Genomic DNA, 15,629 nt, shown 5'->3' on the forward strand with positions numbered 1-15,629 from the left:
GCCTCGCCGGTGAGGGAAGCGGTCAGGGGATCAGCTCGTAGGCCTCCCGTCTCGGGGTCCGGGTGCGTGCCCAGTATTCGAAGGTGAAGCCCGGCCAGAGGGTCCTGTTGAGGCCGTGCTCGTCGAGATACCAGCTGCCGCAGCCGCCCGTGTTCCAGACACGGCGGTTCAGGCGGTCCTGGAGGCGGTCGTTGTGGGCGCGCTGCGCCTCGGGGCGGACGTCGAGGGCCCTCGCCTTCGTCCTGGACAGCAGGCGCAGGCAGCCCAGGACGTACCGGACCTGTGATTCGATCATGAAGACGACCGAGTTGTGGCCCAGGCCGGTGTTGGGGCCGAGCAGCAAGAACAGGTTCGGGAACCCGGCGACGGTGACGCCGTAGTAGGCCTGCGCGCCGTCCTGCCAGGCGTCCTGGATCTTCCTGCCGTGCCTGCCGACGATCCGCCGCTCGTCCAGCGCGGAGGTGACCTTGAAGCCGGTGCCGTAGACGATCACGTCGACCTCGGTCTCCCCGCCGGTGCCGTAGACGATCGACCCCTCCCTGATCTCCCGCACCTCGTCGGTGATCACCTCGACGTTGTCTCTGCCCAGCGCCGGATAGTAGTCGCTGGAGATCAGGACGCGCTTGCAGCCGATCGTGTAGCCGGGGGTGAGCCTGGCGCGCAGCGCCGGGTCGGGGACCTGGGCGGCCAGATGGCGCAGGGCCAGCTCCCGGTGGGCCCCCATCAGGCGCGGGTCGACGGCGAAGCCCAGCGCCCGGCTCTCCAGGGCCCAGTAGATCGCGTCGCGCAGCGCGCGGGCGGCGCCGGGCAGGCCGAGGATCCGCTTCGCCCGGGGGGAGAAGGGGAAGTCGGGCTTGGGGTGGATCCAGGGAGGCGTGCGCTGGAAGACGTGCAGCCTGGAGACCCGCCCGGCGATCCGCGGGACGAACTGGACCGCCGACGCGCCGGTGCCGATGACCGCGACCCGTTTCCCGGTCAGGTCCGCCGAGTGGTCCCACTCGGCGGAGTGGAAGGACGGCCCCGCGAAGCTCTCGCGGCCGGGGATCGCGGGCAGTGACGGCACGTGCAGCGCGCCGGTGCCCGAGACCACGGCGTTGGTGGTGAAGGTCCCGCCCCCGGCGACGTCCACCCGCCAGTGGCGCGCCGCGTCGTCGTACTCCAGCCCGGCGACCTCCTCGCCGAACCGCAGGTGGGGGGAGAGGCCGTACTTCTCGACGCAGGCCCGCAGGTAGTCGCGGATCTCGGCCCGGGGGGAGAACATCCGCGACCAGCCGGGGTTGAGCTCGTACGAGAAGGAGTACAGGTGCGAGGGTACGTCGCAGGCGCAGCCGGGGTAGGTGTTGTCACGCCAGGTCCCGCCCACGTCTCCGGCCTTCTCCAGGATGACGAAGTCGTGGTATCCGGCTTCCTTGAGCTTGATCGCCATGCCCAGCCCGGCGAAGCCGGAGCCGATGATCGTGATCCCGGGGTGCGTGCTCATCGGGCCTCCTCGCTCCCCGTCGCCCTCCCGCCGGCCTCTCGGGCTCTCCCGCCGGTTCCTCGCGGTTCTTCGTGGTCCCCTGCCGGTTTCGAGCCGGTGGTGGCCCTCGTGACGGCGCGGGCTTCTCTTCGGTGCGGGCTTCTCTTCGGTTCCGGCCGCGGTGACGCGGGCGTTCGTGATGCTCGTTTCTATTGGATTATTGGTCCAATGTAATGAGCGGGGAGCGCGTCGTCCATCCTCGGGAGGTGACGGAGCGTTCCGGGCCGACCGGTCGGTATCCTTCCGTGCCCGGAAGAGTCCGGTAGTTCGGGAACGCGAAAAGCGCCGAGGGCGATGCCGTCGGCGCTGCGGACACTCCGGTCGTCAGTGCAGGTTGTTCGGAGCGGGTCGTTCAGAGCAGCAGGTACGCGGCCACGGCGACGACGACCAGCACCGCGACCACCACCGCTGCCGTGATCGGCAGGGCGAGCGACCGCTTCTCGGGAACGGCCTCCGGGTCCTTACGCTGGGCGAACGCACGGAACGCCTGGGTGTTGCCCGCGGGGTCAATCGGCTGAGGATCAGACATGGGGATGACTTTAGCGATACGGGATACCCTCCAACACTGATTTGTCCACTTTCACGGGAAGGATGTCCCGGTGCCTCGCCAAGGGCGGGTGCTGGGGACCGGACCGCCGACAGGGGCGGATAGCGTGGTGTCATGCTCCGGATCCTGTTCTCCGCCCGCGTGGTGGCGCTCCACCTGCTCGCGGTCGGAGCCCTCGTCGTGTGCGGCCTGCTGGGCAGGTGGCAGCTCGGCGTCTTCGAGGAGTCCGGCAAGCCCCAGTCGCTGCTCGACCCGGCCCCCGTGGCGGTCGCCACGCTCACCGCGCCAGGGGAGCACCTGACGACCGACAAGGCCAGCCGCCGGGTGACCGCCGAGGGCACCTTCGACGCCTCGAAGCAGATCCTGGTGGCCGAGCGCGACGGCGGCCTGTGGCTGCTCGCGCCGCTCGACCTCGGCGACGGCACCTCCATCCCGGTCGTACGCGGCTGGGTGGCCACGGCCGGGGACCCCGCCGTCACGGCTCCGGCCGGGGGCAGGGTGACCGTGAGCGGGCGCCTGCGGCCCTCGGAGGCCACCGACAGCGTCCAGCGCCGGGTCCGGCAGCTGCCGCCCGGACAGGTGATGACCGTCTCGTCGGCCGAACTGATCAACGTCTGGCGGGGTACGAGGCTGCGCGACGGGTTCCTGGTCGCCGCCACCCAGTCTCCGGCCCCCGAGGTCGCGGCCAGGCCGGTGAGCGTCGCCCCGCCGACCGAGCCGGGCGGGCTCACCTGGCGCAACCTCGCCTACGCCGCCCAGTGGTGGATCTTCGGGCTGTTCGCGGTCTTCATGTGGTGGCACTTCGTCCGCGACGCGCTGCGCGGCCGCACCCGGGAACGCGACCCCCATCCCTCTTCCCCCGCCGGTCCCGCCCCTGGGAACGCCGACGCCGGTCCCGGGGGCGACGCCGATCCCGGGGCGGGTCCGGGAGCCGAGCCGGAGATCCCCGCCCTACCAGCCCGCACCGCCCCGTGAACCGAACCCCAAGACCGAGGTAACCGACCGTGGAATCCGCTCTCAAGCCCTTTCGCATCCTGGCCTACATCGTCGGCGTGATGCTGCTCGTCCTGGTCACCTGCATCGTGCTCAGGTACGGCTTCGGCATCGAGGAGCCCTCGAAGATCGTCTCCCCGATCCACGGCTTCCTCTACATGCTCTATCTCGTGGCCACGATGAACCTGGGCATGAAGGCGCGCTGGACGTGGCCGTACATCGTCGGGGTGATGCTCGCGGGCACCGTTCCGCTGCTCTCGTTCGTGTTCGAGCGCAAGGTCACCCGGCGGGTGGAGTCGGAGCTCGCGACCGCTACCGCCTGATCCGTTCGGCCCGGTCCGGCCGGGCCGGGATGCGCGGGTCCGCCCGGAGCCCGTCACCGCCGCCTGACCGGTCCGGCCCGGAGACGCGGGTTCGCGTGGCCGGGCCGGACCGGTCGTGGCGGTCACGTGTGCCGCGTCAGCGGCCGAGCCCCCGGCGGCGCGAGCGCTTGAGGCGCTCGCGCTGGGACGGGTCGAGCATCAGGTAGCCGACGACCGGGGCGGCGACGACGCCCAGGAGGACCAGCAGCGTCACGAGACCTGGCAGGAACAGCCACGACAGGAACACCACCGCACCGGCGCCGATCGCGTACTTCTGGACGGGCGACATCCTCAACATCCTCCGAACGCGGGGCGGACGCCCCGTCTGTAGTTCATTGTGCGTCGCCGTTCCAACGTGTGGACCTACCGAGGTGGTTCCAACCGAGATATATCGTGATTTTGCCGTCGGATTTCGCTATCCGGCCAGTGCCCTGAGCGTCGCCACGCCGCCGGGGTCGGCGTCCGTGCTGACCGGGACCAGGGCCACCTCGTCCACGCCCGCGTCGGCGTAGGCGCGCAGGCGCTCGCGGGCCGCGTCCACGTCACCGAGCAGGGCGACCGACTCCAGCAGGCCGTCGGGGATGGCGGCCAGCAGCTCGCGGGGGTGCGGGCGGGTCCTGGCGAACGCGACCACGTCCCCGTACCCGGCCTCGACGAACATCTCGCCGTATCCGGGCGCGGCGAGATATCCCACGACGGCGCGCCGTATCCGGTCGACCGCCTCGCGTCCCGGGCCGATCGCGGCCGTCACCCAGGCCGCCACCCTCGGTCCCGCCACCGGTGCCGGGCCTTGCCCGCGGGCCGCGTCCCGCCCCCGCCCCCGCGTCGGTGTCGGCGCGGGGGCCGCGTCCGGTTCCGGTGCCGTCCGGGCCGCCGCGCGGAAATCGGCGGTGAGGCGGGCCGCGGAGGCGGGGGTGATCAGGTTGAGCACCATCCGGTCGGCCGTCGCGGCGGTCCGTACGGCGGAGGCGCCGAAGGCGGCCACGGTCAGCTCGGTGCGGGGCGCGGGAAGCCGGAGCCGATAGCCGCGACTCTTCACACATTCACCTGAAAAATCGGATTTGTCGCCATCGAGCAGCGGCCTGAGCGCCCGTACCGCCTCCCGCAGCACGGTGGCCGACCGCGCCCGTGACCTGCCGTGCCACTCCTCGACGACGAGCGGGCTCGACGTGCCGACCGCCACGTTCACCGGCCTCCCGACGAGACCGGCCACCGACGCCACCCCCATCGCGATCATCATGGGATCCCGTACGGCCACCGCCAGCGGTCCCACGGTGAGCCCGATCCGGCCGGTGGACAGCCCGATCGCGGTGGCCAGCGCGAAGGCGTCGTAGGTGGCCATCTCGCCCACCCACAGCTCGTCGTAGCCCAGCTCGTCGGCGGCCCTCGCGGTCAGCAGGGCCTCCTCCGCGGGCCGGTCCTGCCAGAGTCCCAGGGAGACGCCCAGCCTCACGCGACACGCTCCAGCAGCACGGCGGAACCGCTGCCCGCGGCCCCGCTCACCGCGGCGACGCCGTACCGGGCGCCGCGGCGTTCGAGCTCGTCCGCGCAGGCGGCGATGAGGACGGCCCCGGTGGCGCCGAAGGCGTGGCCCATCGCGATGGTGCCGCCGTTGACGTTGAAGCGGTCCTCGCCGACCTTCAGGTCCCGCTGGAACTTCAGGCACAGCGCGGCGAACGCCTCGGCGAACTCGTAGACCTCGACGTCGTCGGGGGTGAGCCCGGCCCCGGCGACGACCCGTTCGACCGCGAGCTGTCCCGCGGTGAGCATGGTGACGGGGTCGACGGAGGCGGTCGCGGTGCCCACGATCCTGGCCCTGGGCCGCAGGCCGAGCTCCGCGCCCGCCCGCTCGGAGCCGACCAGGAGCAGGCCCGCCGCGTCGCACAGGCTGGGGGAGGTGCCCCGGGTGTGCAGGTGGCGCAGCTCGCCGACCTCGGGACGGTGCCTGCGGACGATGGCGTCCTGGTCGTCCTGACCGGCGAAGGCGGGTCCCATCGCGGCGAGCGCCTCCAGGGTCACGCCCGGCCGCACGTGCTCGTCGTGCCGCAGGTCGTTGACCGGCACCAGCGAGCGGTCGTGGCGCCCGGCGGCCCACGCCTCGGCGGCCAGGGTCTGGGTGCGCAGGCCGTACGCGTCGAGCTCCTCGCGTTCGAAGCCCTCGACCGTCGCGACCAGGTCCGCCGCGATGCCCATGTGGATCGACCCGACCTTGTCCACCACCGCCGGGTCGGCCCACAGCGGCCCGCCGTCGGAGAACATCGGCACCCGGGAGACCGACTCGACCCCTCCGGCGACCACGACGCCGCTCTGCCCGGACTCCACGAGCGCGAAGGCCGTACGGACCGCGTCGATGCCCGAGGTGCAGTAGCGGTTGACGGTCATGCCGGGGGTGTCGAAGCCCGCGGTGAGCGCCGCGGTCCTGGCGAGGTTGCCGCCCTGGCCGGCGTTCTGCGAGGCGCAGCCGACGATCATGTCGTCCGCCCGCTCGACGCCGGTCCGCTCGCGCAGGGCGTCCAGGAGCCTCTCCAGCATGGTCAGCGGCGTCACGTCCGCCAGCCCTCCGCCGGGCCGCGCCTTGCCCCGGGGGGTCCTGACCGTCTCGTAGATGTGTGTCGTCATCTGTCCCGCTCCTGCCGGATGTCGTACGCGGTCCTCACGCGGTCGGTCCTCACGCGGTCACGTTTCACGCGGTCGAGCCCTTCAGCTGGTCGGCGCGTACCCAGGTGGCGTGGAAGCCGAGTGGCACCCGCTGGGGCAGGATGATCCGGGCGATCGGCCCGGCGGCCAGGTTCGCCGCGTGCAGGACCTGCACCTCGGAGGTGCCCTCGCGCTCGTCGGTGACGAAGCTGACGAGATAGCCGTCCTCCTCGTCCGTCGCGCCGTCGCGCGGCGCGAACGGGGCCTCGCTGCCGTAGCGGTGCTCGCCGTAGTAGTACGTCTCCTTGCCGCCCGTCACGTTGTCGTAGCGGACCAGGCCGTCGAAGAGGTTGGTCGTGGCGTCCTTGACGGACACGTTGTAGGCGTAGCGCGACCGCAGGCCCGTCAGCCGGGCGTCCATCGAGGGGAACTCGGTGTTGTGGTCCTCGTCCACGAAGCCCTCGGACGTGCGGCCGGTGCGCAGGTCGAAGCGGTAGCGGTACATCCGCGCGTCGAGCTTGAGGTAGGAGATCATGCGGGCCAGCGGGCTGCCGCTCCCGGCGGGCGCGGGCCGGCCCACCCTGCAGACGTCCAGGACGATCTCCCCGTCCTCCTCCCAGGAGTTGACGACGTGGTAGATGTAGCAGGGTTTCGCGTCGAACCAGCGGATCTCGTGCGCCTGCCCGCGCCGGGGGATGACGCCGAAGCGCGACGGCAGCTCCCGGTCGAACGTGAGCTTGTAGCGGCCCTGCCGGGCGGCGTCCATGTCCTGATAGAGCGGCAGGTCCATGAGGATCGCGTGGTTCTCGGTGATCGCCATGTCGTGCGGCAGCCGCGCCCCCGGCAGCTCCAGCTCCACGCGGTGCTCGACCTGCCCGCCCGCGCCGACCACCCCGTAGCGCAGGTACGGCCTGCGGGGCCCGTAGTCGAACCAGAACAGCTCCCCGGTCCGCTCGTCGACCTTGGGGTGGGCCATGAAGTCGCCGGTCAGCGTGTCGAGGAAGGTCTCGGCGCCGAGCGTCTCCAGGCTGAGGGGGTCCATGCCGTACGGGGAGCCGCACAGGTACCAGGTGGTGAGGACCTGGCCGCGGTGGAAGGTCACGTCGGTGTTGGCGGAGTCCTTGAGGCCGAGCCCGCGGGTGTTGCCGAACGGGTTGCCCTTCGGGTTCTCCATCACGCCGGTCCACAGCGACCGCCCGGCCGCCGACTCGGCCTCGAACGCCCTGGTTTTGACGTAGCGGTTGCGGTAACGGGCCCTGCCGTTCTCGAAGTGCATCGCGTGCACCATGCCGTCGCCGTCGAACCAGTGGTAGCGCCCCTTCATCGGGAACCGCGCGTTGGGCCCGTTGCGCAGGTAGACGCCGTTGAGGTCCTTCGGGATCTCGCCGACGACCTTCAGGTTCTCGGCCGTGATCTCGTCCTGGACCGGCGCGTAGACGCCCAGCAGGTACGGATTCGGCTCGCCCGACTCGTCCATGACCATCACAGGTTCCGCCATGTCCTGAAGCTACGATAAAAGAAGTCAGCTCGTCAATGACCGTTCTCCGCCGGTGGCGTGGACAGGAGGGGCGCCCGCGCTGTCCGCGCGATACCGGGTTGGTAGTTTGGCGGTTTCGCCGGGAGCGGGCACGGCCATACCTGATGGCGACGAACATGACCGTGTTCGTCGAAAACGGGTACGGACCCGCCTGCCGGCGGCGAGCACGACCACGCGACCATCCATCGGGAGGACAGGCTGTGAACGGCACTGAGCGGGAGCCGTCCCGGACCGAGCTCAGTGCGATCGGGCAGGCCCTGGTGATCCTGGGAGACCGGTGGGTGCTGCTGATCCTGCAGCGGGCGTTCCTGCTGCGGATCAGGACCTTCGCCGGCTGGCGCGACGCGCTGGGCATCTCCGAGTCGGTCCTCGCCGCCAGGCTGAGGGAGCTGGTCGACCACGGCATCTTCGAGCTGTCGGCGTACCGCGACGGCCGCACCCGCTACGAGTACCGGCTGACGGAGCGCGGGCTCCAGCTGTGGGCCCTGCTGGTGGCCATCCAGGCGTGGGAGCGCGACTGGGTCGCCCCGGGGCGGCTCCCGCCGCTGCTGCACGAGCAGTGCGGCCAGGACGCCAAGCCGTACCTCGGGTGCGGTTCCTGCCTGGAGCCGATGAGCGCCCGCGACACCCGGACCGAGCCAGGCCCGCTGGCCACGTTCTCCAGGATCGGCCCGCCGAGGCGGCACCGCCGCACGGTCCGCTCCGACGCCCCGCCCGACCTGATCGGCTACTGCCCGGCGTCGATGGAGATCCTCGGCGACCGGTGGAGCACCAGCGTCCTGGCCGGGGCGTTCCTGGGCACCCGCCGCTTCGTCGACTTCCAGTCCGGGCTCGGCATCGCGCCCTCGGTGCTCACCGACCGGCTGCGCCGCTTCGTCGAGCTGCGCGTCTTCGACGCCCGGCCCGACGGCTCGTACCGGCTCACCGACAAGGGGCTCGCCTTCTTCGAGGTGTTCGCCTTCCTGGTCGACTGGGCCCAGCGCGAGCTCCCCGCCCCCGGGGGGTCGGCCCTGTCGATCACCCACGCGCTCTGCGGCGCCACCTTCCAGCCGGTTCTGCTGTGCCGGGCGTGCGGCCGGCCGCTCCAGCGGCGCGAGGTCCGTTTCGTCCTACCCGAGTGACGGCGGCCCGGGACTCCTCCCCGGGTTCTCGTCTCCGGTCGTGCTCGTCTCCGGGCTTTCATCTCCGGCCGTGCTCATTTCCGGCCGCGCAGTGAGTCGACCGTCCAGTGGGCCGCCTGGACCGCCCCGGCGCGTCCCCTGCCGCCGGTGTCCGGAACGGTGAACCGGTGATACTGCAGGGCCGTCACGATGTTCCCCACCCGGACGACGACCACCGAGTTGACGCTCGAATGGCCGTTGCTGAGCTGGAAGAAGTAGGCCTCGTCCCCGAGACCGGGCACATCGGCCGGAGCGCTGATGACCCGGGTGTCCTTCGCGTCCTGCGAGCGGAGGCGGAGGTACTTCGTGTGCGCGAGTTTCGCCTCCGGTTCGCGGACAAGAGTGATCTCCAGCGTGTTCCTGAGGCCGCCGGGGGCCTTCGGGTCCGCCGCCGACCAGTCGCAGGTCGTTTTCCTCCTCGACGGGGAGGTCTTGAGATAGAGACGCTCGGCCCACTCCGCCGAGATCAGGGAACAGGGGTCCGGGGCCTTCGCGAAGAAGGTGGGCAGCGGAGCCGGGCTCGGCGGCCGGGCCTCGGGACGGGGCCACAACCAGAACGCCGTACCGCCGACGGCCAGGAGCAGGAGGACGAGCGCGGCGGCCACGGGGAGCAGGCGGCCGGGGCGGGACCTCGCGGGGCGGGAGGTGAGTCCCAGCAGGACCGTGCGGGCCGTGGTTGCGTCAGGGCGGTGGGCGGGGTCGGCCGCCAGCAGGCCCTCCAGCAGCGGGGCCAGCGGTCCGGAGTCCGCCGCGCCTGTGCCCCCCGCGCCCCCGGTGCTCCCGGTGACGGCGGGACCTGACCCGCCGGTCTCCCCCCGGGCCGGACCGGTGCCGTCCGCCGGGCGCGGTCCGGCGTACGGGCCGGTGCCCGGGGCCTGTCCCTCGACGGCGGTGAACAGCACGGCGCCCAGGTCGCGTAACTCGTCGGTGGCGTCGAAGGCGGCCAGGCCGGTGACGACGACCCTGTCGTCCGGGGTGAGAAGGACGCTCTCCGGGTCGGCCTGGAGGTGGACGCCTCGCCCGTGGGCGGCGGTCTGCGCGTCCAGGACGCGCAGCCCGACCTCGGCCGCCCGCTCGGAGGTGAGCGGTCCTTCGGCCCGGACGGTCCGCAGCACCGAGCGGCCTTCGACCGACTCCAGGATCAGCCACACCTGGTCGGGGAAGGAGACGACGTCGTGCAGGGTGATGACATTCGGATGCCTGAAGTCGGCCGCCGCACGGATCCGGCCGAGAAGCAGCTCACGGTGCGGGCCGGGCGGCGGGAGCGATATCCCGGTGATCGTGACGTCGCGCTGGAGCAACTCGTCGCGGGAACGCCAGCTGGTCCCGGCCCGGTCGCGACGCTCCAGCAGCCGGTAGCGACCGGCCAGCAGGTTCGGATCGGTCATGCGGGCCGTCCGGGTGCGGCGGGGTTGAGTCGCCCAGGTCGCCCGGGGGGCGCGGGACTGAGTCGTGCCGGTCGTCCGGGGGTGGTGGGAACGAGTCGTGCGGGTTCGAGGGGGCCGTACGCGGGCCGGGGGTGCTCAGTCACTGCTGTTCAGCTTCTCGGCGACCTGGCGGGCGACGCGGAGGGCCTGCCCGCGCAGCTCGGCGTCGGGACGATCGCCCTTCCGCGACACGTCGACCTCGACCAGCAGGTTGCTGATCCGGAAACGGACCGTGGAGTTGATCCGGTCCAGCGCGGTCACGTCGTAGGCGAAGGCCTCCGCGCCCAGCCTGCCGGTGTTCCGGACGGCGCCGGTCGTGCCGAAGACGCCGGACCCCCTGTCGGCGACGACCTTGGTGCGTTCGGAGACGAAGAACTCGTGGGCCACCTCCGGGGCGGCCTTCGCCCGCACGGGTGCCTTGCGGTCCAGCGAGAGCCGTAACCAGCGCGTCTCCGTCGGGCCGCCCCAGCCGCAGTACGACTCCCCTGCCTTCAGGTCGGTCGCCGCGGGTTCGGGGGTCGAGCCGGGCACCACGGCCCGGCTCTGGGCGCCGGCCAGCAGCGAGCAGGCGTCGGGCACGGTGGTGAACCGCCCGGCACCGGCCGCCGGCGGCGAGGGCTGGGACGCCTCGGGGTCGTCCGCGTTCGTCGTCAGCAGCACCGCTCCGATCGCCACCGCGGCCAGCGCGGCCCCGGCGATCAGACCGGTACGGCGGCGCGAGGCCACCCGTCTCCCGGGCACGGTCTCCTGCGAGGAGAGGGACGAGACGGGCGAGCCGGGCAGGGCGGGCGAGCGCTGGGAGAGCGGCTCCGCGGGCAGCCCCTGGGAGATCTGCCGCAGGGCGGCGCGCAGCCCGGCCTCTCCCGGGCGCCGCCGGGGATCCTTGACCAGCGTCGCGACGAGCACCGGAGTCAGCTCACCCGCCCGGCGGGGCGGGGGCGCCTCCTGGGTGAGGATCGCGCCGATGGTCGCGGCCGAGGTGTCGCGACGGAAGGGGCTGCGGCCCTCGACGGCCGTGTACAGGGTCGCCCCCAGGGACCACAGGTCGGTGGCCGGGCCGTCGTCGGTGCCGCGCAGCCGTTCCGGGGCCATGTACGCGGGGGAGCCGACCAGCGCGTCCGGGGAGGTGAGCTGGACGTCCCCCTCCAGGGTGGCGATGCCGAAGTCGGTGAGCAGCACCTCGCCGTTCCTGGCGAGCATGATGTTGGCCGGTTTCACGTCGCGGTGCACGATGCCCCGGCTGTGCGCGAGGGCGAGCGCGTCCAGCACGGCCAGGCCGATCATGGCCACCCGCCGTGGCGGCAGCGGTCCCTCGGCCTGGACCGCCTGTTCCAGCGAACGGCCGTCGACCAGGTCCATCACGATCCACGGCCTGCCGTCCTGAGCCACGACGTCGTGCACGGCCACGATGGACGGGTGCCCCAGCCGGGCGGCGGCGCGCGCCTCGCGCAGGGTGCGCTCCCGCGCCTCGGCGCGCTGCGCCTCGGGCAGGTTCGGGTCGAGCCTGACCTCCTTTATCGCCACTTCGCGGTGGAGCAGCTCGTCGCGAGCCCGCCACACCACGCCCATCCCGCCCGCGCCGAGCCTCGCGAGCGCCCGGTAGCGGCCCGCCAGCACGGGCAGCGGGCCCGCGACCCGATCAGTCATCGGTCTTCAGGGACTCGGTGAGCCAGCGGGCCACCTTCAGCGCGCCTTCGGAGATCTTGCCGTCGGGGTCCTCCTTGACGCCGCCGCGCTCGTAGTCGACCTCGGCGATCAGGTTGCTGATCCGGAAGACCACGGTCGCCTTGTAGGAGCCTCCGTACAGGTTGATGGAGTTGTACGCGCCGGAGGTGAACGCCTCCTCGCCGACGCCCCGCAGGTCCTTGGGCGGCAGGGGCTTGGGAGTGGTGAACTGGCCCTTGTCGAGGAGGTCCTTCTTCTTGCCCGACAGATACTCCCTGGCCCTCGCGACCTCCGACCCGTCCTGCCGCTGGGCGATCAACCGGACCCGCAGGTCGTACTTCTCGACGTTGGGCTTGCGCCAGTCGTGCTGGTTGAGCCAGTTGCAGACGGAGCGCTCGACCTCCGAGCTCTTGAAGCCCGGCACGACCTCGTTCACCTGCTTGTCGTCGAGCAGGCTGCAGGCCCGGGGGGCCGTGGCGAAGCGGCCCTTCGCGCCGGAGGGTTCGGCGGTGGAGAGGCCGTCGTCCGAGTTCGCGACCACGGAGGTGAGAAGGACGCCGATGGTGACCGCCATGCCGAAGAGCAGCACACCGGTCAGCGCCACGACCGGCCGGGGTACGAGCACCCCCGTCGTCCACGTCGACCGCTCGCCGGGTGTCTCTCCCGGTGCGGGGACGGGGAGGAGGGCCGGCTCGCGCGAGGTGGGGGCGTCCGGCGGGTTCGGGTTCGGAGTCGGATGTGGTGGCGTGGGGCCGGGCGCGCCGGGGTGAGGTCGTCCCCCCTGGGGAGGCCCCTGCGGAGGCGACTCCTGATGAGGCGGTCCCTGATGAGGCGGTCCCTGCGGGGGGAGACCGGGGTGGGGCGGGCCCTGGTGGAGGGTGTCCTGCTGCGACGGGGCCGAGGGCGGGACCGGGGACGGGACCGAGGGCGGGGCCTGCCAGATGATCGGTGTGCCCGGGGAGGAGGAGAGCGCGACCTGAGGAGGGACGGGGACGTCCTGGAGGGGGAGCCTCGCCGTGATGGCGGACATCTGCTCGGTCAGGTTCTTCCTGAAGGGCGCGGTCACCTCCCCGGGGTTGAGCGGAGCGGTCCCGCCGTCCCCCTGCCCTCCGGGGACGCCGGGAACGCCGGGGGCGCCCGGAGATCCAGGGGCTCCGGGGGCTCCAGGGGCTCCGGGACTTCCGGGCGGCACGGTCGTGTCCCACCCCTGAGGCCCGGCCGCGACCGGCCCCGCCGCCCCCGGTCCTGTCATCCCCGGTCCGGTCGCGATGGGTCCTGTCGTCCCCGTCCCCGTCGGCCCCGTCGGCCCTGTCGTCACCGGCCCGATCGCGGTGGGTCCGGTCGTGCCCGGTCCGGTCGCGGTGTGCGGTCCCGGCGTCCCGGGCGCTCCGGGCCCCTGGGCTCCGGGCCCTTGGAAAGGGGCCTGCCCGAAGGCCGCCGGGGTGCCGGGGGTGGCGGGAGGAAAGGGGACGGCAGGAGGGAAGGGGACGGAGGGGGCGGACGCTCCCGGGTCGGAGGTTCCCGGAACCTGGGGGAGCGGGCCCCCCGGGGGCGGGCTTCCCGGGGGCGGCGGGAGCGTGCCCGGCGGGAGCGTGCCCGGGGGTGGCGCGGCCGGAGGTTCGGGACGGTACTGGGAGACCTCGACCAGGGCGCCGCGCAGGGTGCCCGGGTCGGGCCGCTGGGCCGGGTCGCCCGCGAGCAGGTGGAACAGGACGGGCGCGATCGGGCCCGCGTTGTCCAGGGAGCCGCCGGGTGACGGCGGACGGCCCTCGACGGCGGTGTAGAGGGTCGCGCCGAGCGACCACAGGTCGGCGGCCGGGCTGGTCACCCCCTCGGGAGAGGTGAAGAGCGAGGAGGGCAGGGACGGCCCGGCGAGGACGATCTGCTCGTACGGGCCGAGCAGCACCGAACTCGGCCGCACGTCACCGTGCAGCATGCCCTGCCTGTGCATCGCGACGAGCTGGTCCAGCACGGCCACCCCGACCACCGCGGCCTGCTGCGGGGACATCGGCCCGAACCGGGCGACCACCTGTTCCAGGGAACTCTGCTCAAGCATCGGCGGGCCCTCGGCTCCGGCGATCCCGGGTCCCGGCGCGACGGGGACGGTGTGCCCGCCCGCGTGCCTGCCCTGCGATCGAGGGACGTCTGGATGGTTCATCCGCTCGCCTTCTGCTTGTTCAACGCGTTCGCGATCCACGTCGCGGTGGTGTGGGCTCCGGCCTGGATCGCCGGGCCGTCCTTGCTGCCGTCCACCACGGTGTAACCGACGTCGAGGACGAGGTTGTCCACGCGCATGACCACGTAGCTCTGCTCCAGCCTGCCTGTCTTGCGATTCTCGTAGACGTCGTAGCCGAACGCCTCGTCCCCGGCGGGTTTCACCGCCGTGGGCGCCGTGGAGCGGGAGGAGCGGATGCCGGCCTGGATCTCCGGCCAGCTCCAGGCGTTCTCCCCGCTCGGTATGACGCTCTGGCGCCGGTTCACGAACAGCTCGTGGGCCTGCCGGGGGCTCTTGCCCCACTGGTCGGCTCCGGAGAGACGCACCTCCAGCCCCATGCCGCCGGTCGCCCACTGGCAGCCGCCGTCGTTGGTCGGCTTGCCCTCGCCCGCCAGCGCGGGCAGCAGCTGCCTGGCCATCGCGCCGGGGACGAGCTCGCACACGTCCACCGGCGTGGCGAAGGCGCCGGGACTCTCGCTGAGCCTGACCCGCTTCTCGGCGGCCGTGGGGTCCGAGGTCAGCAGGAACGTCACCCCGAAGGTGACCGCGATGACCACCCCGATCCCGGCCGTCTCGACGGCGGCCCACAGCGCCGTGCGGCTCGGGCGCGGCGCGGGCGGCCGTACGGAGGCGGCGGCGGGGCCGGGGCCGGGGGACGGCGAGGGGGCGGGTGACGAGGGGGCGGGTGACGGGGCCGGTGTCCCGGTGATCGTATGACCGGCGGCCAGCTCTCCCAGCGAGCGGGCGACGGCCTCGAAGGACGGCCGGGCCTCGGGGACCGGGTCGAGCATGCGTACCAGCAGCGGGCCGAGCTCGCCCGCGCGCTCCGGCGGCCTCGGCGGCTCGGTGAGCACCCGGCTGATCGCCGCGATGGGGGTATCCGCCGGGTGCGGGGGCACCCCCTCGACGGCGAAGTAGAGCGTGGCGCCGAGGGACCACAGGTCGGAGGCGGGGCCGCCGCGCTCGCCGCGCAGCCGTTCGGGCGCGATGTAGTTGGGCGAGCCGACCAGGTGGCCGGTCCGGCCGGAGGTGGCCTCGCCCTCGGCGACCGCGAAGCCGAAGTCGGTGAGGACGGCCTTGCCGGTCCTGGTGAGGAAGACGTTGCCCGGCTTGACGTCGCGGTGGACCACCCCGGCGGCGTGGGCGGCGCCGAGCGCGCTGAGGATGCCCACGCCGATCCTGGCCGTCTGGTGCGCGGGGAGCGGGCGCCGGTCGCGGACGGTCTGCTCCAGGGACGAGCCCGACAGCAGCTCCATGACGAGCCAGGGCCGTTCCTGGTCGACGACCACGTCGTGGACTGTCACGATCGAGGGGTGCTTGAGCCGGGCGGCGAGGTTGGCCTCGCGGATCGCCGAGGAGAAGACCTCCTGCCGCCTGACGGGGTCGAGGTCGGCCGGGAGCCGTACCTCCTTCACCGCCACGTCGCGGCCGAGCGTCTCGTCGGTGGCGAGCCAGACCGTGCCCGCCCCGCCCTCGGCGAGAGGGTTGAGCAGTCGGTAACGGCCTGCCAGCACTCGAGTGTCGATCCCGCTCACCCCGTTCGCTTATCCCATCGCGGACAGCAACA

13 protein-coding genes are annotated in these 15,629 nt (G+C 72.7%); 3 read left to right on the forward strand and 10 right to left on the reverse strand.

The features are described 5' to 3' along the window. Positions 1 to 22: 22 nt before the first annotated feature. Both ACSC1Q_RS21480 and ACSC1Q_RS21485 read right to left on the reverse strand, forming a co-directional pair. On the reverse strand, positions 23 to 1,480 hold the full coding sequence (locus ACSC1Q_RS21480) for a flavin-containing monooxygenase (RefSeq protein WP_436760478.1): 1,458 nt from the start codon (positions 1,478 to 1,480) through the stop codon (positions 23 to 25). A gap of 391 nt (positions 1,481 to 1,871) precedes the next feature. Then, complete coding sequence (locus ACSC1Q_RS21485; protein WP_436760479.1) at positions 1,872 to 2,048, reverse strand: hypothetical protein; 177 nt, start codon at positions 2,046 to 2,048, stop codon at positions 1,872 to 1,874. A 132-nt stretch (positions 2,049 to 2,180) separates the two neighbouring features. On the opposite strand from ACSC1Q_RS21485, the gene ACSC1Q_RS21490 reads away from it, so the two are divergent. Together ACSC1Q_RS21490 and ACSC1Q_RS21495 are read left to right on the forward strand one after the other, a co-directional pair. Beyond that, a complete protein-coding gene (locus tag ACSC1Q_RS21490; protein ID WP_436760480.1) occupies positions 2,181 to 3,041 on the forward strand; it encodes an SURF1 family protein in 861 nt (286 codons plus the stop codon). 29 nt (positions 3,042 to 3,070) lie between these two features. After that, positions 3,071 to 3,382, forward strand: coding sequence for a DUF3817 domain-containing protein (locus ACSC1Q_RS21495; RefSeq protein WP_436760481.1), 312 nt, complete (start codon positions 3,071 to 3,073; stop codon positions 3,380 to 3,382). Between the two features lie 136 nt (positions 3,383 to 3,518). On the opposite strand, the gene ACSC1Q_RS21500 is transcribed toward ACSC1Q_RS21495, so the two are convergent. The 4 genes from ACSC1Q_RS21500 to ACSC1Q_RS21515 all read right to left on the reverse strand — a co-directional run bounded on the left by ACSC1Q_RS21500 (position 3,519) and on the right by ACSC1Q_RS21515 (position 7,556). Beyond that, positions 3,519 to 3,710 carry a tail-anchor membrane protein gene (locus tag ACSC1Q_RS21500; protein WP_436760482.1) on the reverse strand — a complete coding sequence of 64 codons (192 nt, stop codon included), beginning with the start codon at positions 3,708 to 3,710 and terminating at the stop codon, positions 3,519 to 3,521. Between the two features lie 126 nt (positions 3,711 to 3,836). Then, a complete protein-coding gene (locus tag ACSC1Q_RS21505) occupies positions 3,837 to 4,874 on the reverse strand; it encodes an LLM class F420-dependent oxidoreductase (protein ID WP_436760483.1) in 1,038 nt (345 codons plus the stop codon). Continuing rightward, positions 4,871 to 6,040, reverse strand: coding sequence for an acetyl-CoA C-acyltransferase (locus tag ACSC1Q_RS21510; protein WP_436760484.1), 1,170 nt, complete (start codon positions 6,038 to 6,040; stop codon positions 4,871 to 4,873). The genes ACSC1Q_RS21505 and ACSC1Q_RS21510 overlap by 4 nt, the downstream gene beginning before the upstream one ends. A 64-nt stretch (positions 6,041 to 6,104) precedes the next feature. Further along, the gene (locus ACSC1Q_RS21515; RefSeq protein ID WP_436760485.1) at positions 6,105 to 7,556 is read right to left on the reverse strand and encodes a carotenoid oxygenase family protein; all 1,452 of its coding nucleotides are present in this window, start codon (positions 7,554 to 7,556) and stop codon (positions 6,105 to 6,107) included. A 239-nt stretch (positions 7,557 to 7,795) separates the two neighbouring features. Between ACSC1Q_RS21515 and ACSC1Q_RS21520 the strand changes: the two genes are divergently transcribed. Beyond that, on the forward strand, positions 7,796 to 8,716 hold the full coding sequence (locus ACSC1Q_RS21520) for a winged helix-turn-helix transcriptional regulator (protein ID WP_436760486.1): 921 nt from the start codon (positions 7,796 to 7,798) through the stop codon (positions 8,714 to 8,716). A 74-nt stretch (positions 8,717 to 8,790) separates the two neighbouring features. Here the strand turns inward: ACSC1Q_RS21520 and ACSC1Q_RS21525 are convergent, their stop codons facing one another. From ACSC1Q_RS21525 to ACSC1Q_RS21540, 4 genes are all read right to left on the reverse strand, one after another. Next, positions 8,791 to 10,143: a protein kinase family protein gene (locus ACSC1Q_RS21525; protein WP_436760487.1), complete on the reverse strand. Its 1,353-nt coding sequence runs from the start codon at positions 10,141 to 10,143 to the stop codon at positions 8,791 to 8,793. Between the two features lie 135 nt (positions 10,144 to 10,278). Further along, the gene (locus tag ACSC1Q_RS21530) at positions 10,279 to 11,829 is read right to left on the reverse strand and encodes a serine/threonine-protein kinase (RefSeq protein WP_436760488.1); all 1,551 of its coding nucleotides are present in this window, start codon (positions 11,827 to 11,829) and stop codon (positions 10,279 to 10,281) included. After that, positions 11,822 to 14,005 (reverse strand): protein kinase family protein, encoded by a 2,184-nt coding sequence (locus tag ACSC1Q_RS21535; protein WP_436760489.1) that lies wholly within the window; start codon positions 14,003 to 14,005, stop codon positions 11,822 to 11,824. Before ACSC1Q_RS21535 ends, ACSC1Q_RS21530 begins: the two co-directional genes overlap by 8 nt. Continuing rightward, positions 14,002 to 15,576 (reverse strand): serine/threonine-protein kinase, encoded by a 1,575-nt coding sequence (locus ACSC1Q_RS21540; protein WP_436760490.1) that lies wholly within the window; start codon positions 15,574 to 15,576, stop codon positions 14,002 to 14,004. The genes ACSC1Q_RS21535 and ACSC1Q_RS21540 overlap by 4 nt, the downstream gene beginning before the upstream one ends. Between the last annotated feature and the right edge of the window lie 53 nt (positions 15,577 to 15,629).

The sequence above is a fragment of the Streptosporangium heterodermiicola genome (assembly GCF_051390675.1).
Taxonomy (GTDB): domain Bacteria; phylum Actinomycetota; class Actinomycetes; order Streptosporangiales; family Streptosporangiaceae; genus Streptosporangium.